At 69.4% G+C, this 23,752-nt stretch carries 25 protein-coding genes; 13 read left to right on the top strand and 12 right to left on the bottom strand.

All coding sequences use genetic code 11. From position 1 onward, the window contains the following. Nucleotides 1-3: 3 nt before the first annotated feature. Nucleotides 4-570 carry a dCTP deaminase gene (dcd, locus tag ACJMKX_RS06110; protein ID WP_405222511.1) on the top strand — a complete coding sequence of 189 codons (567 nt, stop codon included), beginning with the start codon at nt 4-6 and terminating at the stop codon, nt 568-570. On the opposite strand, the gene ACJMKX_RS06105 is transcribed toward dcd, so the two are convergent. Genes ACJMKX_RS06105 through purM form a run of 3 tightly spaced genes read right to left on the bottom strand, consistent with a single transcriptional unit; the run spans nt 534 to nt 3,124 of the window. Beyond that, nucleotides 534-1,373, bottom strand: coding sequence for a DUF3108 domain-containing protein (locus tag ACJMKX_RS06105; RefSeq protein ID WP_405222508.1), 840 nt, complete (start codon nt 1,371-1,373; stop codon nt 534-536). The genes dcd and ACJMKX_RS06105 overlap by 37 nt on opposite strands. Nucleotides 1,374-1,427: 54 nt before the next feature. After that, nucleotides 1,428-2,087, bottom strand: coding sequence for a phosphoribosylglycinamide formyltransferase (purN, locus tag ACJMKX_RS06100; protein WP_405222505.1), 660 nt, complete (start codon nt 2,085-2,087; stop codon nt 1,428-1,430). Beyond that, the gene (gene purM / locus ACJMKX_RS06095; RefSeq protein ID WP_405222503.1) at nt 2,084-3,124 is read right to left on the bottom strand and encodes a phosphoribosylformylglycinamidine cyclo-ligase; all 1,041 of its coding nucleotides are present in this window, start codon (nt 3,122-3,124) and stop codon (nt 2,084-2,086) included. The genes purN and purM overlap by 4 nt, the downstream gene beginning before the upstream one ends. An 85-nt stretch (nt 3,125-3,209) precedes the next feature. Between purM and ACJMKX_RS06090 the strand changes: the two genes are divergently transcribed. The 4 genes from ACJMKX_RS06090 to hda are packed head-to-tail and all read left to right on the top strand — an operon-like array spanning nt 3,210 to nt 6,751. Then, a complete protein-coding gene (locus ACJMKX_RS06090; protein WP_405222501.1) occupies nt 3,210-4,403 on the top strand; it encodes a DUF2066 domain-containing protein in 1,194 nt (397 codons plus the stop codon). 16 nt (nt 4,404-4,419) lie between these two features. After that, complete coding sequence (locus tag ACJMKX_RS06085) at nt 4,420-4,998, top strand: CDP-alcohol phosphatidyltransferase family protein (protein WP_405222498.1); 579 nt, start codon at nt 4,420-4,422, stop codon at nt 4,996-4,998. Nucleotides 4,999-5,004: 6 nt separating this feature from the next. After that, on the top strand, nt 5,005-6,075 hold the full coding sequence (locus ACJMKX_RS06080) for an AI-2E family transporter (RefSeq protein ID WP_405222496.1): 1,071 nt from the start codon (nt 5,005-5,007) through the stop codon (nt 6,073-6,075). Further along, nucleotides 6,068-6,751: a DnaA regulatory inactivator Hda gene (hda, locus tag ACJMKX_RS06075; protein ID WP_405222493.1), complete on the top strand. Its 684-nt coding sequence runs from the start codon at nt 6,068-6,070 to the stop codon at nt 6,749-6,751. The genes ACJMKX_RS06080 and hda overlap by 8 nt, the downstream gene beginning before the upstream one ends. Here hda and ACJMKX_RS06070 read toward each other — a convergent pair. Genes ACJMKX_RS06070 through ACJMKX_RS06060 form a run of 3 tightly spaced genes read right to left on the bottom strand, consistent with a single transcriptional unit; the run spans nt 6,748 to nt 7,939 of the window. Next, a complete protein-coding gene (locus ACJMKX_RS06070; RefSeq protein ID WP_405222490.1) occupies nt 6,748-7,098 on the bottom strand; it encodes a hypothetical protein in 351 nt (116 codons plus the stop codon). The two genes, hda and ACJMKX_RS06070, sit on opposite strands and share 4 nt — an antisense overlap. Then, the gene (gene wrbA / locus ACJMKX_RS06065; protein WP_405222487.1) at nt 7,095-7,688 is read right to left on the bottom strand and encodes an NAD(P)H:quinone oxidoreductase; all 594 of its coding nucleotides are present in this window, start codon (nt 7,686-7,688) and stop codon (nt 7,095-7,097) included. The genes ACJMKX_RS06070 and wrbA overlap by 4 nt, the downstream gene beginning before the upstream one ends. Then, the gene (locus ACJMKX_RS06060; RefSeq protein WP_405222484.1) at nt 7,685-7,939 is read right to left on the bottom strand and encodes a thioredoxin domain-containing protein; all 255 of its coding nucleotides are present in this window, start codon (nt 7,937-7,939) and stop codon (nt 7,685-7,687) included. Before ACJMKX_RS06060 ends, wrbA begins: the two co-directional genes overlap by 4 nt. Before the next feature lie 144 nt (nt 7,940-8,083). On the opposite strand from ACJMKX_RS06060, the gene ACJMKX_RS06055 reads away from it, so the two are divergent. Together ACJMKX_RS06055 and ACJMKX_RS06050 are read left to right on the top strand one after the other, a co-directional pair. After that, nucleotides 8,084-8,413, top strand: a complete 330-nt coding sequence (locus ACJMKX_RS06055; RefSeq protein WP_405222481.1) for a DUF4398 domain-containing protein — start codon at nt 8,084-8,086, stop codon at nt 8,411-8,413. Nucleotides 8,414-8,452: 39 nt separating this feature from the next. Then, nucleotides 8,453-8,740: an acylphosphatase gene (locus tag ACJMKX_RS06050; protein ID WP_405222478.1), complete on the top strand. Its 288-nt coding sequence runs from the start codon at nt 8,453-8,455 to the stop codon at nt 8,738-8,740. A gap of 11 nt (nt 8,741-8,751) precedes the next feature. Here the strand turns inward: ACJMKX_RS06050 and ACJMKX_RS06045 are convergent, their stop codons facing one another. Both ACJMKX_RS06045 and ACJMKX_RS06040 read right to left on the bottom strand, forming a co-directional pair. Next, nucleotides 8,752-9,357: a transglycosylase SLT domain-containing protein gene (locus ACJMKX_RS06045; RefSeq protein WP_405222475.1), complete on the bottom strand. Its 606-nt coding sequence runs from the start codon at nt 9,355-9,357 to the stop codon at nt 8,752-8,754. 6 nt (nt 9,358-9,363) lie between these two features. Further along, nucleotides 9,364-11,070: a proline--tRNA ligase gene (locus ACJMKX_RS06040; RefSeq protein ID WP_405222472.1), complete on the bottom strand. Its 1,707-nt coding sequence runs from the start codon at nt 11,068-11,070 to the stop codon at nt 9,364-9,366. Between the two features lie 152 nt (nt 11,071-11,222). On the opposite strand from ACJMKX_RS06040, the gene ACJMKX_RS06035 reads away from it, so the two are divergent. From ACJMKX_RS06035 to ACJMKX_RS06010, 6 genes are all read left to right on the top strand, one after another. Beyond that, entirely contained in the window at nt 11,223-11,861 is a 639-nt protein-coding gene (locus tag ACJMKX_RS06035) for a phosphatidylserine decarboxylase (RefSeq protein WP_405222469.1), read from the top strand. A gap of 34 nt (nt 11,862-11,895) precedes the next feature. Beyond that, nucleotides 11,896-12,660, top strand: a complete 765-nt coding sequence (gene pssA, locus ACJMKX_RS06030) for a CDP-diacylglycerol--serine O-phosphatidyltransferase (RefSeq protein WP_405222466.1) — start codon at nt 11,896-11,898, stop codon at nt 12,658-12,660. Next, on the top strand, nt 12,657-13,379 hold the full coding sequence (locus tag ACJMKX_RS06025; RefSeq protein ID WP_405222464.1) for a uracil-DNA glycosylase: 723 nt from the start codon (nt 12,657-12,659) through the stop codon (nt 13,377-13,379). Before pssA ends, ACJMKX_RS06025 begins: the two co-directional genes overlap by 4 nt. After that, the gene (gene rimI, locus ACJMKX_RS06020) at nt 13,376-13,852 is read left to right on the top strand and encodes a ribosomal protein S18-alanine N-acetyltransferase (RefSeq protein WP_405222462.1); all 477 of its coding nucleotides are present in this window, start codon (nt 13,376-13,378) and stop codon (nt 13,850-13,852) included. The genes ACJMKX_RS06025 and rimI overlap by 4 nt, the downstream gene beginning before the upstream one ends. A gap of 78 nt (nt 13,853-13,930) precedes the next feature. Then, nucleotides 13,931-15,511, top strand: coding sequence for a peptide chain release factor 3 (locus tag ACJMKX_RS06015; RefSeq protein WP_405222459.1), 1,581 nt, complete (start codon nt 13,931-13,933; stop codon nt 15,509-15,511). Beyond that, the gene (locus tag ACJMKX_RS06010; RefSeq protein ID WP_405223780.1) at nt 15,472-16,917 is read left to right on the top strand and encodes an MFS transporter; all 1,446 of its coding nucleotides are present in this window, start codon (nt 15,472-15,474) and stop codon (nt 16,915-16,917) included. The genes ACJMKX_RS06015 and ACJMKX_RS06010 overlap by 40 nt, the downstream gene beginning before the upstream one ends. Here ACJMKX_RS06010 and ACJMKX_RS06005 read toward each other — a convergent pair. The 4 genes from ACJMKX_RS06005 to ACJMKX_RS05990 all read right to left on the bottom strand — a co-directional run bounded on the left by ACJMKX_RS06005 (nt 16,844) and on the right by ACJMKX_RS05990 (nt 23,693). Then, complete coding sequence (locus tag ACJMKX_RS06005) at nt 16,844-18,865, bottom strand: transglutaminase TgpA family protein (protein WP_405222456.1); 2,022 nt, start codon at nt 18,863-18,865, stop codon at nt 16,844-16,846. The genes ACJMKX_RS06010 and ACJMKX_RS06005 overlap by 74 nt on opposite strands. After that, a complete protein-coding gene (locus ACJMKX_RS06000; RefSeq protein WP_405222453.1) occupies nt 18,855-19,886 on the bottom strand; it encodes a DUF58 domain-containing protein in 1,032 nt (343 codons plus the stop codon). The genes ACJMKX_RS06005 and ACJMKX_RS06000 overlap by 11 nt, the downstream gene beginning before the upstream one ends. Continuing rightward, nucleotides 19,858-20,823 carry an AAA family ATPase gene (locus ACJMKX_RS05995; RefSeq protein ID WP_405222450.1) on the bottom strand — a complete coding sequence of 322 codons (966 nt, stop codon included), beginning with the start codon at nt 20,821-20,823 and terminating at the stop codon, nt 19,858-19,860. Before ACJMKX_RS05995 ends, ACJMKX_RS06000 begins: the two co-directional genes overlap by 29 nt. A 101-nt stretch (nt 20,824-20,924) precedes the next feature. Then, nucleotides 20,925-23,693, bottom strand: coding sequence for a valine--tRNA ligase (locus ACJMKX_RS05990; RefSeq protein ID WP_405223778.1), 2,769 nt, complete (start codon nt 23,691-23,693; stop codon nt 20,925-20,927). Between the last annotated feature and the right edge of the window lie 59 nt (nt 23,694-23,752).

The following is a 23,752-nucleotide window of genomic DNA, read 5'->3' as shown; positions in this document are numbered from 1 at the left end:
CCGATGAGCATCAAGTCCGACCGCTGGATCCGCCGCATGGCCGAGGAACAGGGCATGATCGAGCCCTTCGAGTCCGGACAGGTCCGCGCGTCGGGAGACCGGCCGATGGTCTCCTACGGCACCTCCAGCTACGGCTACGACGTGCGTTGCTCAAGGGAATTCAAGATATTCACGAACATCAACTCGGCGATCGTCGACCCGAAGGCCTTCGACGAGAACAGCTTTGTCGACGTGACCTCGGACGTGTGCATCATCCCGCCCAACTCGTTCGCGCTGGCGAGCACCGTCGAGTACTTCCGTATCCCGCGCACGGTGCTCACGATCTGTCTCGGTAAATCCACGTACGCGCGCTGCGGGATCATCGTGAACGTGACGCCGCTGGAGCCCGAGTGGGAGGGCCACGTCACGCTCGAGTTCAGCAACACCACGCCGTTGCCGGCGAAAATCTATGCGGGCGAAGGCGTGGCGCAGATGCTGTTTTTCGAGTCGGACGAGCCCTGCGAGGTCTCTTACAAGGATCGCCAGGGCAAGTATCAGGGGCAACGGGGCGTGACACTGCCCCGCGCCTGAGGATCTGACGGTGCGCCGGGCCCGGATGACGCGGCCGGGTCCACGGGAGACGGGTCCAGTGGGCGGTAGTTCTTAAGCCGGGCCGTGACCTGCTTTTTGTCGCCCTTGAACTGCTCGATCATCACCGGCATCCAGTCCAGCTTCGGGGCATAGTGGATCAGCACGCTTCGGCTCGAGCCCACCCGCTGGCGACGGAACGCGACGGTGTGGTAGCTGCCGGCGGGAGAGTCCACGACCCGCGTGCCCTCCGGCCGGTATTCGATGGTCCGGTACTCGTTGCGCTCGATGGTCGTGTAGGGCCCGAGTTCGGCCGTGGCGGTGGCGAGTTCGTGGCGCACCACCATCTGCTCGGTGGCCCGGTCGAGGGTGCCGGGCCGAAGCTCCAGGGTGGCTTCCCGGCCCTTGTAGGTGGCGACCGCCGCGCCTGCCGTCGGGCGGAAGCGCACGGTGCTGGAATCGTCACCGGCGTCCTCGTGGTAATGCAGCGGCTGGAAGCCGTCTTCGTCGTAGCGGAAGCGGCTGCACTCCACCTCCTCGCCGGCCACCAGGTTCGCGAGACCCTTCGGGTCGCTGGTATTTCTGAAGATGTAGACCCCCGGTTCCTCCGCCTCCGCCAGCTGCATGGTCACGTTGCCGCCGAGGCCGAGCACCGTTGCCTTCGCCTCGTACACCGCGACGAAAGGCCGCAGCCCGGGCGGCGTCGTCTCCGCCGTCTCCGGCTTCTCTGAAGGCTCGCTGCGCGCCGGCGCGACGGCAGCGGCCGCGGCGAGGAAGACGAGCAACAATCGGGCGGTGGGGGTCATGACGGTTCGGTCCTTGGTATAGACGATCGGGCGTTCGAGATTACGGACTCACGACTACGGGTCCACGACTACGGGTTCGGGCAGTGTGCGTCCGTCCAGTTCGGGGACGCCGTCCGTCAGGCGCAGCCTGCCGCTGGCGAACCAGCCGGCGGCCCGTGGATAGATGATGTGCTCGGCCGCCTGAACGCGGGCTGAAAGCGAGGCCTCGTCGTCGCCGGGAAGCACCGGTACACGGGCCTGTATGACAGCGGGACCGCCGTCGAGTTCGTCGCTGACGAAATGCACCGTGCAGCCGTGTACCGGATCGCCGGCCGCCAGGACCCGCCGGTGAGTGTGCAGCCCGCGGTAGGCGGGCAGCAGTGACGGATGTACATTCAGCATGCGGCCGGCGAACTCCTGTACGAAGGCGGTGCCCAGGATGCGCATGAAGCCGGCCAGCAGCACCAGGTGGGGATCGTGGTGGCGGATCTCGGCCGCCAGCACCGCGTCGTAGGCCTCCCGGTCCGGGGCGTCGTCCGCCAGCACGGCGGCCACCGGGATGCCGGCCATCCGCGCGCGGGCGAGCCCCGGCGCGTCCGCGCGGCTGGCGATCACGGCGGCGAGGCCGAGTGACAGGTCTCCGGCCGCGATGGCGTCGATGAAAGCCTGCAGGTTGGTGCCTTCGCCGGAGATCAGCACCACGGCCCGGACGGTGCTCTCGCCCCCCGCGCTCAAGAGATAATGGCGCCGCCGTCGCCGGCGGCGATCTCGCCGATGGGCCAGGCCTGCTCCCCCTGCTCCGCCAGCAGGGCCAGCGCCTCGTCGGCGCGCTCCCGCGGCAGGACGACCGCCATGCCGATGCCGCAGTTGAAGGTGCGCAGCATCTCCGCCGGGGCGATGTTGCCCGCGACGGCCAGCCAGTCGAAGACGGGCGGGGCCGTCCAGGCGCCGCGGTCGATGCGGGCCTCGGTGCCGGACGGCAGCACGCGCGGCAGGTTCTCCGGCAGGCCGCCGCCGGTCACGTGGACCAGGCCATGCACGGGCAGGGCGCGCAGCAATGCCAGCAGAGGCTTGGCGTAGATGCGGGTAGGGGCGAGCAGCGCTTCGCCCAGCGGCTGCCCGCCCACGGACTCGCTGCTGCCGGTGCCGACGGCGGTGCCGCTGGTCTCCAGGATGCGGCGGATGAGCGAGTAGCCGTTGGAATGGGGACCGGAAGACGAGATGCCCAGCACCGCGTCACCGGGGGCGATGCGGCTGCCGTCGATCAGGTCTTCCCGGTTTACCACGCCCACGCTGAAACCGGCCAGATCGTAGTCGCCGCGGGGGTACATGCCCGGCATCTCGGCGGTCTCGCCGCCGATCAGTGCGCAGCCGGCACGCCGGCAGCCTTCGGCGACGCCACTGACCACCGCGGCGGCCTGCTCCACGTCGAGGGCGCCACAGGCGTAGTAATCGAGGAAGAACAGGGGCTCCGCGCCCTGCACGATCACGTCGTTCACGCACATCGCCACGAGATCGATGCCGATCGTGTCGTGCCGGTCGAGCATGCTCGCCAGTTTCAGCTTCGTGCCGACGCCGTCCGTGCCCGCCACCAGGACCGGTCGCGGGTAGCGCTCCAGGTCCAGCGCAAACAGGCCGCCGAAGCCGCCCAGCCCGGCCAGCACCTCCGGGCGGCGCGTGCTCTCTACGGCTTCGCCGATGCGCTCTACCAGCGCGTTGCCCGCGTCGATGTCGACGCCGGCGTCCTTGTATGTCAGTTGTTTGTCGCTCATCGGCCGATGTGTTCCGGGCGGTGGCCTCAGGCCGGGGGGAGAACGATATAATAGAGTCTGAAGTCCTGCTCGGAAACCGCGTCTCATGCATCCAATCGCACGAAGCACCGCCGGCGTGCCTCGCGCAGCGGGTCGTCCGCTCCGCCTCGCTGCCCTCCCGGCCCGCGTCGCCGCCGCCATTGTCACGGCAATTGTCACGGCAGTGGTCGCGGCCGTCGTCCTGTCGGCGGCCGCGCCGGCCCGGGCGGCGGAGGTGGCGGACCTCTACACCATCCGGGTGCCGGTGGATCGGGGCGAGCCGGACTGGCGCGAGCAGGCCTACCGGCGCGCGCTGTCCCAGATCCTGGTACGCGTGACCGGACAGCGCGGGGCGGCCGGGGATGCGGGGCTGGACGCGTTGTTCGAGGATCCCGCCCGGCTGGTGCAGGGTTATCGGCGGGGCGCGGACGAGACGCTATGGGTGAGTTTCGACGGCCGGGCCATCGCGGCGCGGCTGCGGGAGGCCGGCCGCGCCGTATGGGGCAGTGAGCGGCCGGTGACGCTCCTCTGGCTCGCCGTCGACCGCGGGGGCGGTGAACGCGATCTCATCGCCGCCGAAGACGAGCCGGCGCCGGCGGCACTTCCGGGACGCACCACGCAGCCGCCCGACGGCGCCGATCCCGACCGTTTCCTGCGCCAGCGCGTCGAGGACGTGGCACGGGCGAGGGGACTGCCCCTCGTGTGGCCCCTGCTCGACGCCGAGGACCGGGGCAGCGTGGCGTTCAGCGACGTGTGGGGCGGTTTCGAGCAGCCGGTGCTCGAGGCGTCCTCCCGCTACGGCGCGAACAGCATCCTGCTCGGCCGCATCGACGCGGACGGACGCCAGCTGCCGCGATGGACCTGGTATTTCGGTGGCGAGCAGCGCCAGTGGCGCGCCTCGATCGAGGATGCGGTGCACCGGGTCGCCGATCTGATGGCGGGACAGCTCGCAGCCATGGGCGACGAGCGGGCGAACTCGGTGCGCCTCACGGTAACCGGCGTCGAGGATCTGGCCGCGTACGCCGACGTCAATCGCTACCTGGCCTCGGTGAGCGTGGTCCGGGACCTGCGCCTGGAGCAGCTCGCCGACAATGCGCTCACCTACCGGCTCGAATTGCTCGGTGCGCCCGATCGGCTCGGACGCGTGCTGCGGCTGAGCGGGCGATTCGGCACCCTGGAGGAGGTGGTGGACCCGACCGGCACAGTCGAAGCAGGCGAACTGGGCCAAGTGTCGGACCTGACCGTGGCCTACCGACCCTGAGTCGCCGGCGCGCCCCATGAACCTGAGCTGGCTGCCAAATCTCATCTCGGTGGTCCGCATCCTGCTGATACCGCCGACGCTCTATGCCATCGCCGCAGGGGCCTATCCGCTGGCACTCGGCCTGTTCTTCTTCGCCGGTTTCTCCGACGGCGTGGACGGGTTTCTCGCCAAGCGTTTCGCCTGGCAGAGCCGGCTGGGCGCGCTGCTGGACCCGGCGGCCGACAAGTTGCTCATGGCAGGGGTGTTTCTCACCCTCGCGGCCGTCGGGTTGGTGCCGGTCTGGCTGGCGGCGGTGGTCATCGTCCGCGACCTGGTCATCGTGGCGGGCGCACTCGCCTACAATTTCCTCATCGCGCCGGTGACCGGCCAGCCGACGAGGATCAGCAAGTTGAATACCGCGATCGAACTGCTCTACGTTCTGAGCGTGCTGGGTCAAGCCGGTTTCGCCTGGCCGCCCGACATCACCCTGCTGGTGCTCGGGGCCGGCGTGCTCGTGACGGCGGTGGTGAGCGGTATCGACTACGTATTGTCCTGGGCCCGCCGGGCCAGGGAGGCGGCCCGGGAGGCGGCCCATGACGCGGCCAGGGGGGGATAACCGAGCATGAGTGCCGAGAATCGCATCTTCTGGCTGGTCGGTGCGGCCATCACCGCATGGCTGCTCTACCTGCTGGCGCCAGTGCTGACACCGTTCGTGGCGGCGGCCCTGCTGGCCTACGTGGGCGATCCCATGGCGGATCGGCTGCAGAAGCTGAAGCTGCCCCGCTCGCTGGCCGTGCTGGCGGTGTTCCTGCTGACGTTCCTCGTCATCGGTGCGATCGTGCTGCTGGTGGTGCCGCTCGTCCAGGCGCAGATCGGCGCCCTGCTCGAGGCGCTGCCGCGCTACATGCAATACGTCGAGGAGCGGCTGCTGCCGCTCGTCCGGCAATTCATCGACGGCGAGGGTACGGGGCAGGGCATCGGCCTGGCCGCGTTCCTCTCCGACTACGGCAGCATGGCGGGGCAGTGGGGAAGCCGCGTGCTGGCCTCGCTCGGCCGCTCGGGCGGTGCGCTGGTGGCTGCGCTGCTGTCGCTGTTCCTGATACCGATTCTCACGTTTTATCTCCTGCGCGACTGGGACCTGATCGTCGCCCGGCTCGGCAGCCTGGTGCCGTCGTCCCGGCGGGAGACCGTGTTCCGCCTGTTCCGCGAGACCGACGAGGTGCTGGGCGCCTTCCTGCGCGGCCAGCTGCTGGTGATGGCCGGGCTCGCGTTCATCTACACCGTGGGCCTGACACTCCTCGGGCTGCAGTTCGCGCTGGCTATTGGTGTCGTGTCCGGCCTGGTGAGCTTCGTGCCCTATCTGGGTTTCATCTTCGGCATCGCGCTGGCTGGTCTGACGGCGGTAAACGAGCCGAACGCCCTGCTGATGCTGCTGGGCGTGGTCGCCGTGTTCTCGGTGGGCCAGTTCATCGAGGGCAGCGTGCTCACGCCGAAACTTGTCGGCGACCGTATCGGTCTGCATCCCGTCGTCGTGATCTTCGCCGTGATGGCCTTCGGCCAGCTGTTCGGGTTCTTCGGCATCCTGCTGGCGCTGCCGGCGGCGGCGGTGCTGTCGGTGCTCGCCCGGTTCGCCTATCGCAGTTATCTGGCGGAAGACGCGGGTCCCGACTCGGACGGGAGCGGGGATGGCTGAGGACCCGGCCGGGGGGCAGCTGGCGCTCGCGCTCGCGCTGCAGGACCATGCGGTGTTCGAGACGTTCCGTGCGCCGGGGGACGGGGCGCTGGTCGCAGCCGCCAGGGATCCCGCGCCGCCGGGCCTCTGGATAGCCGGCCCGCCGGGCAGCGGCAAGAGCCACCTGCTGCAGGCCATCTGCGCCGATCGGGCCGAGCGCCGCTGCGCCTACGTGCCGCTCGGCAGCGCGCCGTCACCGGAGATGCTCGAGGGGCTCGAGGCGCTGGATCTGGTCTGCCTGGACGATTTCGACCGGGTCGTCGGCGAGGAGCGCTGGGAGCGGGCCCTGTTCCGGCTGGTGAACGGGCTCTCGCTTGCGGGCGGCCGGCTGGTCGTCGCCGCTGCCGGCCCGCCGGCGGAACTGGGGGCCCGGCTGCCGGACCTCGTCAGCCGCTGCCAGGCCCTGGCGCTATTCCGCCTGCGTTATCTGGACGACGAGGAGCGCCTCGAGGCGCTGCGGGCCCGGGCCAGATTCCGCGGCTTCGATTTGCCGGCCGACACCGCGCGCTATCTGCTGCGCCGGGTGCCCCGGGACATGGGGCGGCTGACCGCTCTGCTGGACCGGCTGGACACCGCGTCGCTGGCCGCCTCCCGCCGGCTGACCATCCCCTTCGTGCGCGAGGTGCTCGGCACCTAGTTGCGGCTGCGGCTGATCCTCACGACCGGCACCAGGAGGAAGAACGCCAGCAGCGAGACGGCCGCCACCGTGGCGGCCAGCAGGCGCGCCGGCGGGTTCGCGATCGATTCCATCAGACCGAAGCCGGCGTAGCCCGCGCTGCCCAGCAGTGCCAGCAGGAATGAATCCGGCCGGCGCAGCAGCATGAACGGCAGAGTGAGTCCCACCGGCAGGGCGGTGATGACCCAGGCCCATACCGGGGCGGTGCCGGGGCCCGTCGCAAGCAGCGCCATCGACAGCACGCCCGCCGCGAGCCAGGCCGCGGTGGCCGGTAACCACAGCGCGATGGGCAATCCCGGGCTGCTCAAGGCGCCAGCCTGAGAGCGGTCACGGCCACACGCCGGCCGAGGGCCCGTGCCAGCGTGATCTCGTGGCCGGTGAGACGCGGATTGGCGTCGGGGCCCGCCACGTGACTGGCGCCGTAGGGCGTGCCGCCGCTGGTCGTCTCGGTCAGCGCCGCTTCGCTGTAGGGCAGGCCGACGATCAGCATGCCGTGATGCAGCAGCGGTACCGCCATGGTGAGCAGCGTGGCCTCCTGGCCCCCGTGCAGGCTGCCGGTGGAGGTGAACAGGCCGGCGGGCTTGCCGATCAGCTTGCCGGCAAGCCACTGCGCCGAAGTGCCGTCCAGGAAATACTTCATCGCCGCGGACATGTTACCGAAACGGGTAGGGCTGCCGAGCACCAGACCGGCGCATTCCACCAGATCCTCCGTCGTGGCGTAGGGCGGACCTTCGCCGGGCACCGCAGGCGCGCTCGCCTGCGTCTCGGCCGAGACCGCCGGCACCGTGCGCAGCCGCGCCGCGGCGCCTTCCACGCCGTCCACGCCCCTGGCGACTTCGCGGGCCAGGGCTTCGGTGGCGCCGGTCCGCGAGTAGTAGACCACCAGGATGTCGCTCACGAGCGCAGGTTCCCGTGCATGTTCTCGGGCGGTCTGCCGCTGGCCGCCGCATCGTTGCGGCGGATCAGATCCCGGGGGCGGCAGCGGAGCAGTTCCGTGCTCCGGAGCAGCGTGGCCGTATCCGGCGGTTCCTCCGGGTATTCCGTGACCGTGACGGAAACACCGGCTTCTTCGAGGAGGGCGAGTGTCGCCCGGGACCTGGAGCAGCGGGGATTGTGGTTGATGCGGTAGTTCATCGTTCCTGTTCGCATTCCTCTCGTCGGCCCTGGCCGGCGCGTAATGTACCAGCAGGGCGGCCTCCCGTCAGTCCCTATCCCGACCATAAACCGCCGTTTCTGGTCGGATTTTGCCTGCTTGACGGTCCCCGTGGCTGCTGCTAGCGTTCCGTTGTGATCTTGAACTCCTCATTCTCCGGAGCGCGTCTCGCCGCCTGGATAGCGGCGGTCACGCTGCTGTTTTCGGCCGGCTGCGCCTCGGGCGGCCCGCCGGTGCAGGAGATGAGCGATGCGCGCCAGGCCATCGAGGCCGCGCGGGAGGCCGGCGCCGAGGATCTGGCAGCCGGCGAGTTCCGTTCGGCGCACTCCAGGCTGATCAGCGCCGAGAGCCACCTGAAGGAACGCAGCTTCCGCGCGGCGCGGCGCGACGCGCTGGCCGCACGCGACCTGGCGGTGCATGCGCGCGCGGTCGCCGAGGCGGCACGCACGGCCGGTGACGAACCCGAGTAACGGCTGCCCTGAGACGCGCTCCCGCCGGGAGGTTCCCCGATGTCCGATGAGATGACAGATCGTCAGTGCCTGCGCTTTTTCGTCAGCGGCCAGGTGCAGGGCGTCTGGTTCCGTGCCAGCACGCGGGAGCAGGCACGGCGGCATGGCATCACCGGCCACGCCCGCAACCTGCCCGACGGGCGCGTGGAAGTGCTCGCCTGCGGTGACCCCGAGGCGCTCGGCCGTCTCGAGACGTGGCTGTGGCAGGGACCGGATGCAGCGCGCGTCACCGACGTGGCGCGGGAGGCGGCGCCGGTGACGCCCCCCGGGGATTTCAGCACCGGCTAGCTTGCCGGCCGTCAGATCCGGCGCCAGGTCAGCCGCAGTTTGTCCAGCACCCGGTTCGAATACCAGGACTTGCCCAGGCTGCCGTTGTAGCGGGCAAGGGCGCGCTGCAGGTCGCCATCCTCCATGTCGTAGTAGTAGCGCAGGATGGTGCAGCCCAGTCGCAGGTTGGTGTCGATATGGAACAGGTTGTCGTCGGGCCGGCCGATCTCGTCCAGCCAGAAGGGCATCACCTGCATCAGCCCCCGGGCTCCGGCCCTCGATACCGCGAAGCGATCGAAATTGCTCTCTACGTCGATCACGGCCAGTACCAGCTCCGGCGGCAGATCGACCCGTCTGGCCTCGTAGTGGACGCGCTTGAGGATGCGGACGCGCTCTACCGGGTCGTCGATCCGGTTGCCGAGCCGCTGGGACATATCGACGAGCCATACCTGGGCGTGGAAGCGGTCGTCGAAGCTGTCGGCTTCGGTCGCGGCTGTGCGCAGCAGCTCTCGCAGGACCGGGTCCGGTCCCTCCTGATCGGCGACTGACGGGGCGGTCGCCGCGAACAGCAGGCCGGCCGCCAGCAGCCCCAGGGAGCGCCGGCGCAGACCGCTGTCGGTTGCCGCAGGCCTGTCCATGGGCGATCAGCTTACCGCCGGCTCCCGCAGCAGGGCGAGAACGGCATCACGCTTCAGGTTCCTCGACTCGGTGTCGCGGCGATGGCGGTACTCCAGTTCGCCGGCGTCGAGGCCCCGCTCGCCGATCACGATGCGATGGGGAACGCCGATCAGTTCGGCATCGGCGAACTTCACGCCGGGCCGCGCGTCGCGGTCGTCCAGCAGCACGTCGACGCCCAGTCCGCCCAGCTCGGCGTACAGCGCCTCGGCCGCCTCGCGCACACGCTCGGAGCGGTGTGCGTTGATCGGCACGATCACGACCCGCCAGGGCGCTATCGGTTCCGGCCAGATGATGCCGTTGTCGTCGTGATTCTGCTCGATGGCGGCGCCCACGATGCGCGTGACGCCGATGCCGTAGCAGCCCATCTGCATGGGGCGGTCGTCGCCGTCCTGGTCCTGCACGGTGGCGCCCATGGCCTCCGAGTACTTGGTGCCGAGCTGGAAGATGTGGCCCACCTCGATGCCGCGGGCGATGCTGAGCGTGCCGCGCCCGCCGGGCGTAGGGTCGCCTGCCACCACGTTGCGCAGATCGACGGTGTCCGGCTCCGGCAGGTCCCGGCCCCAGTTCACGCCGGTCAGGTGATGGTCGGCCTCGTTCGCACCGCAGGCGAAATCGGCGAGCTGCGCCGCCGCATGATCGACGTAGACCGGGATATTCAGGCCGGTCGGACCCACGAAACCCGGTGCACAGCCGGTGGCTGCCAGCACCTCGTCCGCCTCGGCCATGCGCAGCGGATCGGCCACGCCGGGCAGGGCCTGGGCCTTGACCGCATTCAGTTCGTGGTCGCCGCGCAGCACCAGGGCCACGGGGCCGTCGTCGCCGGCGACCACCAGCGTCTTCACCAGGCGCGCGGCCGGCAGGTCGAGCGCGGCCGTGACCGCCTCGATGCTGCGCGCGCCGGGGGTGCGGACCTTCTCCAGCGTTGCGGTCGCCGCCGGACGGGGCTCCGCCGGCGGTTCCGTGCGCGCCATTTCCACGTTGGCGGCGTAACCGTCCTCGTCGCAGTAGGCGATGGCATCCTCGCCGGAATCGGCTAGCACGTGGAACTCCTGGGAGCGGCTGCCGCCGATCTCGCCGCTGTCCGCCTCGACCGCACGGAACTTCAGGCCCAGCCGGGTGAAGATCGCCTCGTAGGCCCGCGCCATGCGCTCGTAGGCCGCCGCCATGCCGGCCTCGTCCAGGTCGAAGGAATAGGCGTCCTTCATGATGAATTCGCGGGCGCGCATCACGCCGAAGCGGGGCCGGATCTCGTCGCGGAACTTGGTCTGGATCTGATAGTAGTTCACCGGCAGCTGACGGTAGCTCCTGAGCTCGCGCCGGGCGATGTCCGTGATGACCTCCTCGTGGGTGGGCCCGAAGCAGAAGTCCCGCTCGTGGCGGTCCCGCATGCGCAGCAGCAGCGGGCCGTACTTCTCCCAGCGGCCGGATTCCTGCCATAGCTCGGCCGGCTGCACCGCCGGCATGAGCAGTTCCAGCGCGCCAGCCCGGTCCATCTCCTCGCGCACCACCGCCTCGATCTTCTTCACTACCCTCAGGCCGATCGGCATCCAGGTGAACAGCCCGGAGGCGAGCCGCCGGATCAGCCCCGCCCGGAGCATGAGCTGGTGGCTCGGGATCTCGGCTTCCGCCGGCACTTCCTTCAGTGTGGTGAGATTCAGTTCGGAGGATCGCATCGGGTGTCCCCGGGGTTATGGACGGGCCCCGGATTCTAGCCCGAATGGCCGGCGCACACACGGGATCGCCCGCAGCACGGGCCGCCGGCGGGGTGGCATCTCGCCGCCATTCAGCGCATGATCCGCGCATCTTCCTGACCGACCGGGAACCGATGCCGAGAACGGATTATCCACGCATAGCACCGGAAGGCATGCCCTGGATACTGACGGCCCTGGCCGCACTTGCGACAGGCGTGGCTCTCGTCGGCTGGTGGGCCGGCGTGCCTCTGGGCGCGCTGGTAGCGGCACTCGTCCTGTTGTTCCGGGACCCGTGGCGCGACATCCCCGCGGCGCCTCTCGGCGTGCTGGCGCCGGTGGACGGCGTGGTCACGGAGATCACCGGCGCCGGTCCGGGCATCCTGGACCGTGAGGCCGTGCGGGTTACGATGCGCATCCACAATTTCGGCGCCTACACGGCCCGCAGCCCCATCGAGGGCAAGGTCCTCGACCCTCGCGACAACCTCTCCGACCACAGCCGCTGGCTGGACGTGCACGGCATGTGGGTGCGCAGCGACGAGGACGACGACGTGGTGGTGCTCGTCCATGGTCCGAAACACGGTCCGAAGTGGTTCGGCGCGCCGCGGGCCTTCCTCGGCTACGGGGAGCGGGTCGGCCAGGGCCAGCGCTTCGCGTACATGCGCCTGGCCAGGACCGCCGAGGTGTACCTGCCGGCGGACGCCCACGTGCGCGTGAAGACGGGGCAGAAGGTGCGCGCGGGAACCGACTCCCTGGCGGAACTGAGACACCGATAGCGAGCCGCGTCCGCCCATCTTGTATGATTGCGCCGTGGGTGCATCCGACGAAAAACCGCGCCGCGGCATCTATCTGCTGCCGAACCTGCTGACCACCACGGCGCTGTTCGCGGGCTTCTACGCCATCGTGGCGGCCGTGGACGGCAACTTCGAGGCGGCCGGAGTGGCGATATTCGTGGCTATGGTGCTGGACGGCCTCGACGGCCGGGTGGCGCGTCTGACGGCCACCGAGAGCGACTTCGGCAAGGAGTTCGACAGCCTCTCGGACATGGTCTGCTTCGGCCTGGCGCCGGCAGTCGTGGTCTACCAGTGGGGCGTGGCGAGGCTGGCCGAGTACAGCGTCGCCTGGGGACGGGTGGGCTGGCTGGTGGCTTTCCTGTTCGCCGTGGCGGCCGCCATGCGGCTGGCCCGCTTCAACACCTCGCCGGGCTCCCAGGACAAGCGCTTTTTCGTCGGGCTGGCCAGCCCCTCGGCGGCCGGTATGGTGGCCGGGTTCGTCTGGCTCAGCGCCCGGCACGGCATCGCCGGCCTCGGCGGTCTTGCGCTCGCCTTCGTGATCACCGCCATGGCCGGCGCGCTGATGGTGAGCAACCTGCGCTACTACAGCTTCAAGGAACTCAATCTCGGCAGCCGCATCTCGTTCCCGTACCTGCTCATCATCCCGCTGGTGCTGATACTGATCTCGCTGGAGCCGCCGGTGGTGCTGTTCTCCATGTTCACCGGCTACGCGCTGTCCGGGCCGGCGTTCTGGCTCTGGCGCCGGCGGCGGGGGCGCCGCAAGGAGGCGGACGAGACATGACCGGCAGCGAGGGCGAACGGCTGGCCTATCTGCGCGCGCTTGGCATCGACGTCTGGGTGCTGCGCGGCGAGGAGACCGCCGGCGAAGTCGCGGCCCCGGTGGAGGATGGCGGGGAAGACCGCGTCACGGGGGAGGAGTTTCAGGCCGACCCGTCCGCCGACGACTGGGAGGCGCTGCGGGCCCGGGTGAGCGGGTGCATCCGCTGCGCGCTGCACGAGGGCCGCACCCAGACCGTGTTCGGCGTCGGCAATCCGGAGGCCGACCTCATGATCATCGGCGAGGCGCCCGGTGCCGAGGAGGACCGCCGGGGCGAGCCCTTCGTCGGCCGTGCCGGCAAGCTGCTGGACGAGATGCTGCGCTCGCTGGGGCTGGGACGCGACGACGTCTTCATCGCCAACATCCTGAAGTGCCGGCCGCCGGGCAACCGGGATCCGCGGCCCGAGGAGTCGGCGGAGTGCCGGCCCTATCTGCGCCGCCAGATCGCCCTGGTACGCCCGCGGGTCATCCTGGCCGTCGGCCGCATCGCCGCCCAGGACCTGCTGGAGAGCGACGAGCCGATCGGGCGCCTGCGGACCCGGCCGCATCGCTTCCCGGAGGCCGCAATCCCCGTGGTCGTGACCTATCATCCGGCCTATCTGCTGCGCAGTCCGAGCCAGAAACGCAAAGCCTGGCAGGATCTGTGCCGGGCCCGGCGGCTGCTGGCCGGGGAGGGTGCATGAACTCCGTCGTCCGCGAACCGGCGCCGCAGATGCGCGCCATGCTGCCCGGCGACCTGGCGCTGGTGGCCGACATCGAGCGCCGCAGCTACGAGTTTCCGTGGAGCCGCGGCATATTCCGCGACTGCCTGCTGGCCGGCTATACCTGTCTGGTCATCGAGGCCGAGGGCGAGCCGCGCGGTTACGGCATCCTGTCGGTGGCCGCCGGCGAGGCGCACCTGCTGAATCTCTGCGTGGACCGGCACTGGCGCCGCTACGGCTTCGGCGAGCTGCTGCTGGCCGAGGTAATCAGCCGGGCGCGTAACGCCACGGTGCGCCAGATTCTGCTCGAGGTGCGCCCCTCCAACGAGGCGGCGCTGCGCCTCTATCGCAAGTACGGTTTCCGTCCGATCGGGCGCCGCCGCGGCTACTACCGCGCCGACGACGGCCGCGAAGACGCCATGGTGCTCGCCCTCCGGCTCATCCCGGACGCGTAGCGCGGCTCGAGCCCGTCTGGCAGGTCCGCGGCCCATCGGGTAGACTCGCCGCCTTTTTCCCGACCCCCGGGTTGACCCATGGCTACTCTGGAACAGGAGGTGCAGCGCCGGCGCACCTTCGCGATCATCTCGCATCCCGACGCCGGCAAGACCACGCTGACCGAGAAGCTGCTGCTGTTCGGCGGTGCCATCCAGCTCGCCGGTACCGTCAAGGGCCGCAAGGCGCGCCGCCATGCCACGTCCGACTGGATGAAGCTCGAGCAGGAGCGGGGGATCTCCGTGACTTCCTCGGTGATGCAGTTCCCGTATCGGGACCGCATCGTCAACCTGCTGGACACGCCCGGTCATGAGGACTTCTCTGAGGATACCTACCGCACGCTGACCGCCGTCGACTCCGCCATGATGGTCATCGACTGCGCGAAGGGCGTCGAGGAGCGCACGGTGAAGCTGATGGAGGTCTGCCGGCTGCGCGATACGCCCATCCTCACCTTCATCAACAAACTGGACCGGGAGGGCCGCGAGCCCATCGAGCTGCTGGACGAGATCGAGTCTGTGCTGGGCATACAGTGCGCGCCGGTGACCTGGCCCATCGGCATGGGCCGGGACCTCAGGGGTGTCTATCACCTGCAGGACGACCGCATCTACGTCTACGAGAGCGCGGGTCGTGAGAAAGCGGGCGGCACCCGCGTCATCGAGGGCCTGGCCTCCGACGAAGCGAGGGCATTCCTCGGCGAGCGGGCGGCCGCCTTCGACGAAGAGATCGAGCTCGTGCGCGGCGCCTGCCCGGAGCTGGACCCGGAGGCCTATCTGGCGGCCCAGCAGACGCCGGTGTTCTTCGGCTCGGCGGTTAACAACTTCGGCGTCCGCGAGCTGCTGGACGGCTTCGTCGAACTCGCCCCGGCGCCCCGGCCGCGGGAGGCCGGCGGCCGCGTGGTCGAGCCGACGGAGAAGGCCCTGACCGGCTTCGTCTTCAAGATCCAGGCGAACATGGATCCGGCGCACCGGGATCGCATCGCCTTCATGCGTCTGTGCTCGGGGCGTTTCGCGAAAGGTATGAAGGTGCACCACGTGCGCCTCGGCAAGTCGGTGAAGGTGGCCGAGGCCATCACGTTCATGGCGGCGGACCGTCAGTCGGCGGAGGAGGCCTGGGCGGGCGACATCATCGGCATCCATAACCACGGCACCATCAACATCGGCGACAGCTTCTCGGAGGGCGAGGAACTCGTCTTCAGCGGCATCCCCAGTTTCGCGCCCGAGATCTTCCGTCGTGCCGTACTGCGCGACCCGCTGCGGCTGAAGGCGCTGCAGAAAGGGCTGGATCAGCTGTGCGAGGAGGGCGCCACCCAGCTGTTCCGGCCGCTGCGCAGCAACGAGCTGATCCTCGGCGCCGTCGGCATCCTGCAGTTCGACGTGGTCGCCGCCCGCCTGCGTGACGAGTACGGCGTGGAATGCACCTTCGACACCATCAACGTGCACACCGCCCGCTGGCTCGAGTTCCCGGACGAGAAGAAGCGCGAGGACTTCACCCGCCGCAATCACGACAACCTGGCCCTCGACCACGCGGAGGCGCTGGTCTACATCGCGCCCACCCGCGTCAATCTCCAGCTCGCCGAGGAACGCTGGCCCGATGTCCGCTTCCACGCTACCCGGGAGCTGTAAACCACCGTGCCCCTGCTATAGTCGGCCCGTCGCGGCGAGCCTGCGGAGCCTGGCATGACGACGGGGATGACGATGAGAAGTACGAAGGGGATGACGACGGCGCCGGTCCGCAGCCGGGCGGGAATCGGCCCGTGACGCATCGCCTCTTACGCAAACCGGTGCTCGCCTGGGCCTTCTACGACTGGGCGAATTCCGCTTTCGCACTCACCGTGCTGGCGGTGCTTTTTCCGATCTTCCTGGGCGAATACTGGAGCTCCGGCGAAGTGGGCGCGGACGTTACCTTCCGTCTCGCCGTGACCAGCGGCGCCGCGAGCCTTATCGTCGCCGTGCTGGCGCCGGTGCTCGGCGCCATCTCCGACCGGGGCGGCACGCGCAAGAAGTTCCTCATGGGCTTCGCCTTGCTCGGCATCGTCATGACCGGCGGGCTGTATTTCGTCGCAGAGGGCGCCTGGCCGGTGGCGATCGGCCTCTACCTGCTGGCCTCGGTCGGTTTCTACAGCGCCAATTCGTTCTACGACTCCCTCATCCACAACGTCGCAAAACCCGGCGAATTCGAGTCGGTGTCGGCTTTCGGCTTCGCGCTCGGTTATTTCGGCAGCGCGATGCTGCTCGCGCTGAATACCTGGATGGTGCGCGATCCGGCCACCTTCGGCCTGGCCGGTCCGGACGTCGCGGTACGGGTGGCCTTCCTGCTGGTGGCCGTGTGGTGGGCGGTATTCACCATCCCGCTTCTGCTCTACGTGGAAGAGCGGAAACTGCCCGAGAAGCCGATGGCGGGGGCCGTGCACGAGGGTTATCGCCAGCTCGTCGACACCTTCCGCGAGATCCGCCGCTACCGCCATGTGTTCCTGTTCCTGATCGCCTTCTGGCTCTACATCGACGGCGTGCACACCATGATCCAGATGGCCACGAACTTCGGTCAGCGGCTCGGCTTCTCGAACGCGGATCTGATCACCGCGCTGCTGGTCACCAATTTCGTCGGCTTCCCGGCGACGCTCTTCTATGGCTGGCTCGGCGAGAAGATCGGTGCGAAGCGCGGCATCTACATCGCCCTGACCGTCTACATCGGCGTGAGCGTGTGGGCGTTGTACCTGGAGCACGTCTGGCAGTTCTATGCCATGGCCATCATGATCGGCACGGTGCAGGGCGGCGTGCAGAGCATGAGCCGTGCCTACTATGCGGGGATGGTGCCGTCCGACAAGGCCGCGGAGTTCTTCGGCTTCTACAATATGATCGGCAAGTTCGCCGCGGTGCTGGGGCCGTTTCTGGTGGCCGTCATGAGCAGCATCAGCGACAGCCCCAAGGCGGTGATCCTCGCCATCGTGCCGCTGTTCATCGTCGGCGCCGCGCTGCTCTCGCGCGTACATCCGCCCAGGCGCCGCGAAGTGGAGACCAGTGTGGTCTGACGGCGGCGGCCAGCTCGTCCGTCCGCGGGTGCCCGGCGTAGCGGGTGTCGAGGTAGAGGGCGGTCACCCGGCGTATGTCCGCCGCGAGCCCGGGCAGCGCGGCCGAGGCCCGCTCGGCATAGCCCAGCGGCGGTTCGCCGGCTCCGCGGGGGATGCCCGTCGCCCGGACGAAGCGCCGGTACAGCCGTTCCGCCCGGTCCGGCCCGGGCCGGCGCTGCTGCCAGGCGAGCCAGCCGGCGAGCCCGGCGAGCAGCAAGGCCATGATCGCGACCAGCCACACGACCATCCGCCGCCAGTCCGGACGCTCCATGCCGAGCCAGCGCAGGAAGTCCTCCTGGGTGGAGGGCCCGTAGCCGAGCACCCACTCGTCCCAGCGCGCGTTGGTGAGGTCCCAGTAGAAGCGCATCGTCTCCACGAAGTCGGCGCGCCAGAAACGGTCAGTCACGCCGAACTCGTTCGCGTCCAGCGCATCGTAGAGCCCGGACTCGATGCGCTGCGGGGCCACGGCGGCGGTGGGGTCCACCCGCACCCAGCCCTCGCCCTCGAACCAGACTTCCGCCCAGGCATGGGCGTCGGACTGGCGGACGATGTAGTAGGGGTCTTCTGTCTGCAGGGGATTCAGCTCGCCGCCCTGGTAGCCGGCGACGACGCGGGCGGGTATGCCGGCGGCGCGCATGAGCGTGGCGAACGAGGTCGCGTAGTGTTCGCAGAAGCCGCGCCGGCTGGAGAACAGGAACTCGTCGGCGGCGTCCCGACCGAGCGCCGGCGGGGACAGCGTGTAGTAGAACGGCTGCTCGCGGAACCAGGCGAGCACGCGGCGGACATAGTCCCGCTCGCTCTCTGCACGGGCCCTGAGGTCCGTCGCGAAGGCGCGTGTGCGCGGGTTGGTCCCTTCCGGCAGGCGCGTCATGAAGTTCCGGTAGCCCTCGCCGAGCGCCGGCTCGAGGGCCGCCTCGGGCAGCGACGTGGCGCTGTAGACCAGTTGCCGGTCTACGGGCCGTGAGCGCGCCACCTCGTGGCGACGGGTCATGTACGCGTCTTCCGCGTCGACGTCGTAGGGGCGCTCCAGGAGGAACAGGTAACGCTGGCTGGTGGCATCGAGCCGCACGCGGTAGCGCAGCGCATCGCCCGCCGGCTCGATCAGGGCCTCCGCCTGCGGATACCTCAGAACCTGCTGGGCGCTCCAGGTGCGGCCGTTCAGTACCTGGTCCATGACGATACCGCGCCAGTAGCGCTCCGACGGCGGCGGCACCTCGCCGTCGAACCAGACCCGGAATGCGCGGGCATCGGAGCGGCCGAGGCTGGTGATGTCGCCGGGACTCATCTGGTCGCTCAGACCCGTCACGGCGCTCCCCTGCTCGTTGGGGATGGCCCAGAACGGTCCCGGTACCCGGGGGAACAGCACCCAGAAGACGAGCATCAGCGGCAGCGCGTGCAGCAACAGCCGGCCGGCGCTGCGGGTCGCGAGGTGCGGCGCCAGCGCGTCGCCCGAGCGCCCGGCATTCAGCCAGGCGGCCGTGATAACGAACACGGAAACGAACAGATACGGCAGGGTCCACAGGAACTGTTCGCGCAGCAGCGTGGCCAGTACCAGGAAGAAGGCGATGAACAGGAGCACGAACTGGTCCCGCCGCGTGCGTGTCTCCAGCAGCTTCAGCGATGCCATGAGCGCCAGCAGCGCCGTGCCCGGGCCGACGCCGTTGATGCCGCCATAGGCGAACAACACGGCCAGGAAGCCACCGAAGGCGAGCGCGATGCGGAAGCCCCGCCACGGTAGCGGCCACCGGCGCACTTCCACGATCCAGCGCCACAGCCCGCAGCCGAAGGCCGGCAGCAGGACCCAGGCGGGCAGGGCGGCGGCATGGGGGATTACGGCCAGCAGCAGCGCCGACAGCGTCCACGGCAGCGTATCGAGCAGCCGCCCGTCGCTGCGCCGGTCAGCCTTCACGGTCGGTCTCCGCTTCGTCGGCGCGGTACAGGGCCAGCGCGTCGAGGCAGCGGCGTCTGTGACTGCTGCCACGGGAGGGCTCGACGGTCTCGCCGCCGAGACGCAGGCCGTAGTGGCGCCCGCCGTTCTCGGCGTCCAGTATCCAGCGACAAAGCACCGAGAGCCTCGCTTCCAGGTCCCGGCCCGGCGCGTCGCGGAGGTCGAGCCAGGCGAGCGAGGCCGTTGCGCCGGCGAATCGCTTCGACTTCAGCTCGCCGGTGCGCGCATAGGTCTTCCACGCGACGTGGCGGGGGGGATCGCCGGCGTGGAAGTCGCGCAGCCCGGCGAAGTCGTCGTCGCCCTGCTCGGAGGCCCGCCGGCGACCGCGGCTGGCCGCGCTGGACGGCGGCGGCGGCGGCGCGTCGGCCGGCTGCGGCCACACCAGGCAGCCGGCGTCGGCATGGATCCAGACCCAGGCCCGGAACAGGGTCAGCGGATGCGTCGTGCGCACCCCGTATCGCTCGAGGCGGAGGCGGCCACGCCGTTCGGTCGTGACCCGCACCTCGGCGACGGCGTGTCCGCCCGCCGGTACGTCCACGCGGGTCGAGGAGGCTTTGCCGGCGTAGACGCCGAGCTCGTAGCGGGGCGCCTGTCCGTCGTTGGACAGGTTGAAGCGCAGGCGGGCCTCCTCACCGGCGAATACCGGCTCCGCGCCGGCGAAGGCCACGGTGAGTCCGGCCAGGTTGCGATGGCAGTGGTGCATGGCCACGAGACCCAGTGCCGCGAGCAGGAAGGTCAGCGCGAAAGCCATGCTGTTGTTGTAGTTCATGGAGCCCAGCAGCATGGCGAACGTCATCAGGCCGTAGGTGACGCCCACGCCGGTCGGCAGGATGTAGATGCGCCTCGAGGCGAGCCGCACCGGCACCGGGTCCGCGCCCTGTCGGCGCCGCGCCCAGCCCGCGGCCCACTCCGCGGCCAGCTCCCGGGGACGGCGCCAGCCGCGCCGGAGCGTGTCAGGGGATAGCGACGGACTCGAGGACATGGCGGCCGATCTCCTCCGGGCGGCGGCGGCGGTCGAGTTCATCCGTCGTCAGCCGGTGTGCCGCCACGGCCGTGAACACGGCCTGGACATCGTCCGGGAACACCGCCTCGCGGCCCTCCACCAGCGCGATGGCGCGGGCGGCCCGGGTAAGCGCGATCGCCCCGCGGGGCGACAGCCCGGCCGGGAAGTCGCCGGATTCGCGGGTGTAGCGCACCAGCGCCTGGATGTAGTCGATCAGGGGCTCACTGACCTTGACGGCGTCCACTGCCCGTTGCAGCCGGACGACGTCGTCCGGGCCGAGTGCCGGCTTCAGCCCGGCCAGCACCACCCGCGTGTCGTGCCCGGCGAGGAGCCGTCTTTCGGCTGCCTCGTCCGGGTAGCCGAGCTCGATGCGCATGAGGAAGCGGTCGAGCTGGGACTCCGGCAGTGGGAAGGTGCCGATCTGGTTGCCCGGGTTCTGGGTGGCCACCACAAAGAACGGCTCGGGCAGGGCGTGGCTCGCGCCGTCCACCGTGACCTGACCCTCCTGCATCGCCTCGAGCAGCGCGCTCTGGGCCTTCGGCGTCGCCCGGTTGACCTCGTCCGCCAGCACCAGCTGGGAGAATACGGGTCCCGGATGGAAATCGAAGCGGCCGTCTTCGGGGCGGTAGATGGACACGCCGACGATATCGGCCGGCAGCATGTCGCTGGTGAACTGGATGCGCTGGTAGGTGAGGCCGAGCACCCGTGCCAGGGCGTGAGCCAGTGTCGTCTTGCCCACGCCGGGCAGGTCCTCGATCAGCAGATGGCCGCGGGCGATCAGGCAGGCCAGCGCCAGCCTGAGCTGCGGGCCCTTGCCCAGGATGATCGAGTCGAGCGACGCCAGCGCCGATGTCAGTGCATCGCCTATCCCGTCGTCTATCGCGTTGTCTTTCTCGAGCACGTTCCCGATGTGCATCCGGCATTCTCCTTCACGACGCCGCCGTTATGTTGACCCGTCGCGGCGCGGATTGCACCCGCCCGGCCGCCGGAATGTGACCGGATACTCAGATTGCGCCGTCAGCCGAGGCGGTCCAGACGGTCGAGCTGCTCGCGGATCTGGTCGAGCTGACGGCGGAACTCGGCCTGGCGCTCCCGTTCTTTGGCGACGACCTCGGCCGGGGCATTGTCAACGAAGCGGGGATTGGCGAGCTTGGCCTCGGCGCGGGAGAGCTCGGCCTCCACCTTCTTCGCCTGCTTGCCGAGGCGTTCGCGCTCCGCGTCTACGTCGATGAGTCCGGCCATCGGGACGAAGATTCTCATGTCGCCGAGGAGCGCGGTGGCGGAGGGTGGCGCCTCTGCCTCGTCCTCCAGGAAGTCGACGGAATCGATGCGCCCCACCTCGCGCACCAGCCGGCCGTGGCGCTCGAGCAGGCGCCGGTCCTGCTCGCCCGCGCCCTGCAGCAGCACGGGCAGACGGCGGCCAGGGGCGATGTCCATCTCGCCGCGGATGCGCCTCACGCCCAGGATGAAGCCCTGGACCCACTCCATCTCTCTCTCCGCTGCCGGATCGATGTCGTCGGTCTCCGCGCGCGGGAAGGGCCGTATCATCACCGTCTCGCCGTCCTGCCCGGCGCGCGGCGCGACCCGCAGCCAGATTTCTTCGGTGATGAATGGCATCAGGGGGTGAGTGAGCCGGAGCAGCGTCTCCAGCGTCTCGATCAGCGTCTGCCGCGTGCCCCGCTTCTCGGCCCCGCCGGCGTCGTCGGACTGCAGCACAGGCTTGGAAAGCTCCAGGTACCAGTCACAGAACTCGTGCCAGGTGAATTCGTAGATGGCCTGGGCCGCCAGGTCCAGCCGGTAGGCGGCGAACTGCTCGTGGACGGTCGTGATCGTGCGCGCCAGCCGGGAACGGATCCAGTGATCGGCGGCGGAGAGCACCGCTGCGCCGTCATCCAGGCCGTCATCCGGTTCCTGCGTGGCCATCAGCACGTAGCGCGAGGCATTCCAGAGCTTGTTGCAGAAGTTGCGGTAGCCCTCGATGCGGCCCAGGTCGAAGCGGATATCCCGTCCCGTGGTGGCCAGGGCGGCGAAGGTGAAACGCAGCGCGTCGGCCCCGTACTCCGGGATGCCGTCCGGGAATTGCTGGCGTGTGGACTTCTCGATCTTCGGCGCGAGATGGGGCTGCATCAGGCCACGGGTGCGCTTGGCGATCAGCGTGTCGAGATCCACACCGTCGATGAGGTCGAGGGGATCCAGCACGTTGCCCTTGGACTTCGACATCTTCTGCCCGTCCTGGTCGCGGATTAGGCCGTGGATGTAGACCTCGTGGAACGGCACTTCGCCGGTGAACTTAAGCCCCAGCATGATCATGCGCGCCACCCAGAAGAAGATGATGTCGAAGCCGGTGACCAGCACGGAGGTGGGGTAGAACGTGCGCAGTTCCTCCGTGTCTTCCGGCCAGCCGAGGGTGCTGAACGGCCAGAGTCCCGACGAGAACCAGGTATCGAGTACGTCCTCGTCCTGCGCAAGGGGCAGGGAGGCGTCCAGGCCGTGCTTCTTCCGCACCTCCTTCTCGCTGCGGCCGACGTAGAGGTTGCCCTCGGCGTCGTACCAGGCCGGGATGCGGTGGCCCCACCACAGCTGACGGCTGATGCACCAGTCCTGGATCTTGTGCATCCAGTCGTAGTAGGTCTTGTCCCAGTTGCCGGGGACGAAGCGGATATCGCCCTGCTCGACGGCGCGGATGGCCGGCGTCGCGAGCGGCTCGATGGCGACGTACCACTGGTCGGTGAGATAGGGCTCCACCACCGCGCCGGTGCGGTCGCCGCGGGGCACCATCAGCTTGTGGTCGGCGGTCTTCGCGAGCAGCCCGGCGGCCTCCATGTCTGCGACCACCCGCTCGCGTGCCTCGAAGCGGTCGAGGTCACGATAGGCCGCCGGCACCGCCTCGTTCATGCGGGCGTCGTCGGTGAGCACGTTGATGATCTCGAGGTCGTGCCGCTGGCCGATCTCGTAGTCGTTGAAGTCGTGGGCGGGCGTGATCTTCACGCAGCCGGAGCCGAATTCCGGATCCACATAATCGTCCGCGATTACCGGGATGCGCCGCTCCGCCAGCGGCAGAAGGACCTCCCTGCCCACGAGGTCGCGATAACGCTCGTCCTCCGGATGCACCGCCACCGCGGTGTCGCCGAGCATCGTCTCGGGCCGGGTGGTGGCCACGGTCACGTGGCCGTCGCCGTCGGCCAGAGGGTATCGGAAGTGCCACAGGTGTCCGGACTCCTCCTCGCTCAGCACCTCCAGGTCGGACAGCGCGGTGTGGAGCACGGGGTCCCAGTTGACGAGCCGCTTGCCACGATAAATGAGCCCCTCGTCGTAGAGGCGCACGAACACCTCGGTGACGGCCTCCGACAGGCCCTCGTCCATCGTGAAGCGCTCCCGCGACCAGTCCACGGAGGCGCCGAGGCGGGCGAGCTGCTCGGAGATGGTACCGCCGGACTCCGCCTTCCATTGCCAGACACGCTCCACGAAGGCCTCGCGGCCGAGGTCGTGGCGGGTGAGTCCCTCCGCGTTCAGCTGGCGTTCCACCACCATCTGGGTGGCAATGCCGGCGTGGTCCATGCCGGGCTGCCACAGGGTGCGCCGCCCGCACATGCGGTGGTAGCGGGTCAGGGCGTCCATGATCGTGTCCTGGAACGCGTGGCCCATGTGCAGCGTGCCGGTGACGTTGGGCGGCGGGATCATGATGCAGTACGAATCGCCGTCGCCGGCGGGTTCGAACCATCCGCTCTCCCGCCAGCGCCGGTAATGCTTCATCTCGATATCGGCGGGGCGATAGGCCTTGTCCATGCTCATTGCTCTTGCGCCGGCACCCGCGCGCCGGTTGTTCTCGTCGTTCATCTTGCCGG

It is taken from the genome of Lentisalinibacter sediminis (assembly GCF_040706615.1).
Classification (GTDB): Bacteria; Pseudomonadota; Gammaproteobacteria; order Steroidobacterales; family Woeseiaceae; genus Lentisalinibacter; species Lentisalinibacter sediminis.
Note: the sequence above shows the minus strand (reverse complement) of the source record. Positions and strands in the feature narration are given on the sequence as shown.

What these genes read in the sequence shown, in the direction of transcription:
- dcd (WP_405222511.1), top strand. Translation starts at nt 4, where the DNA reads ATGAGCATCAAGTCCGACCGCTGGATCCGCCGCATGGCCGAGGAACAG.
- ACJMKX_RS06105 (WP_405222508.1), bottom strand. Translation starts at nt 1,373, where the DNA reads ATGACCCCCACCGCCCGATTGTTGCTCGTCTTCCTCGCCGCGGCCGCT.
- purM (WP_405222503.1), bottom strand. Translation starts at nt 3,124, where the DNA reads ATGAGCGACAAACAACTGACATACAAGGACGCCGGCGTCGACATCGAC.
- ACJMKX_RS06090 (WP_405222501.1), top strand. Translation starts at nt 3,210, where the DNA reads ATGCATCCAATCGCACGAAGCACCGCCGGCGTGCCTCGCGCAGCGGGT.
- ACJMKX_RS06085 (WP_405222498.1), top strand. Translation starts at nt 4,420, where the DNA reads ATGAACCTGAGCTGGCTGCCAAATCTCATCTCGGTGGTCCGCATCCTG.
- ACJMKX_RS06080 (WP_405222496.1), top strand. Translation starts at nt 5,005, where the DNA reads ATGAGTGCCGAGAATCGCATCTTCTGGCTGGTCGGTGCGGCCATCACC.
- hda (WP_405222493.1), top strand. Translation starts at nt 6,068, where the DNA reads ATGGCTGAGGACCCGGCCGGGGGGCAGCTGGCGCTCGCGCTCGCGCTG.
- ACJMKX_RS06060 (WP_405222484.1), bottom strand. Translation starts at nt 7,939, where the DNA reads ATGCGAACAGGAACGATGAACTACCGCATCAACCACAATCCCCGCTGC.
- ACJMKX_RS06050 (WP_405222478.1), top strand. Translation starts at nt 8,453, where the DNA reads ATGTCCGATGAGATGACAGATCGTCAGTGCCTGCGCTTTTTCGTCAGC.
- ACJMKX_RS06045 (WP_405222475.1), bottom strand. Translation starts at nt 9,357, where the DNA reads ATGGACAGGCCTGCGGCAACCGACAGCGGTCTGCGCCGGCGCTCCCTG.
- ACJMKX_RS06040 (WP_405222472.1), bottom strand. Translation starts at nt 11,070, where the DNA reads ATGCGATCCTCCGAACTGAATCTCACCACACTGAAGGAAGTGCCGGCG.
- ACJMKX_RS06035 (WP_405222469.1), top strand. Translation starts at nt 11,223, where the DNA reads ATGCCGAGAACGGATTATCCACGCATAGCACCGGAAGGCATGCCCTGG.
- ACJMKX_RS06025 (WP_405222464.1), top strand. Translation starts at nt 12,657, where the DNA reads ATGACCGGCAGCGAGGGCGAACGGCTGGCCTATCTGCGCGCGCTTGGC.
- rimI (WP_405222462.1), top strand. Translation starts at nt 13,376, where the DNA reads ATGAACTCCGTCGTCCGCGAACCGGCGCCGCAGATGCGCGCCATGCTG.
- ACJMKX_RS06015 (WP_405222459.1), top strand. Translation starts at nt 13,931, where the DNA reads ATGGCTACTCTGGAACAGGAGGTGCAGCGCCGGCGCACCTTCGCGATC.
- ACJMKX_RS06000 (WP_405222453.1), bottom strand. Translation starts at nt 19,886, where the DNA reads ATGTCCTCGAGTCCGTCGCTATCCCCTGACACGCTCCGGCGCGGCTGG.
- ACJMKX_RS05995 (WP_405222450.1), bottom strand. Translation starts at nt 20,823, where the DNA reads ATGCACATCGGGAACGTGCTCGAGAAAGACAACGCGATAGACGACGGG.
- ACJMKX_RS05990 (WP_405223778.1), bottom strand. Translation starts at nt 23,693, where the DNA reads ATGGACAAGGCCTATCGCCCCGCCGATATCGAGATGAAGCATTACCGG.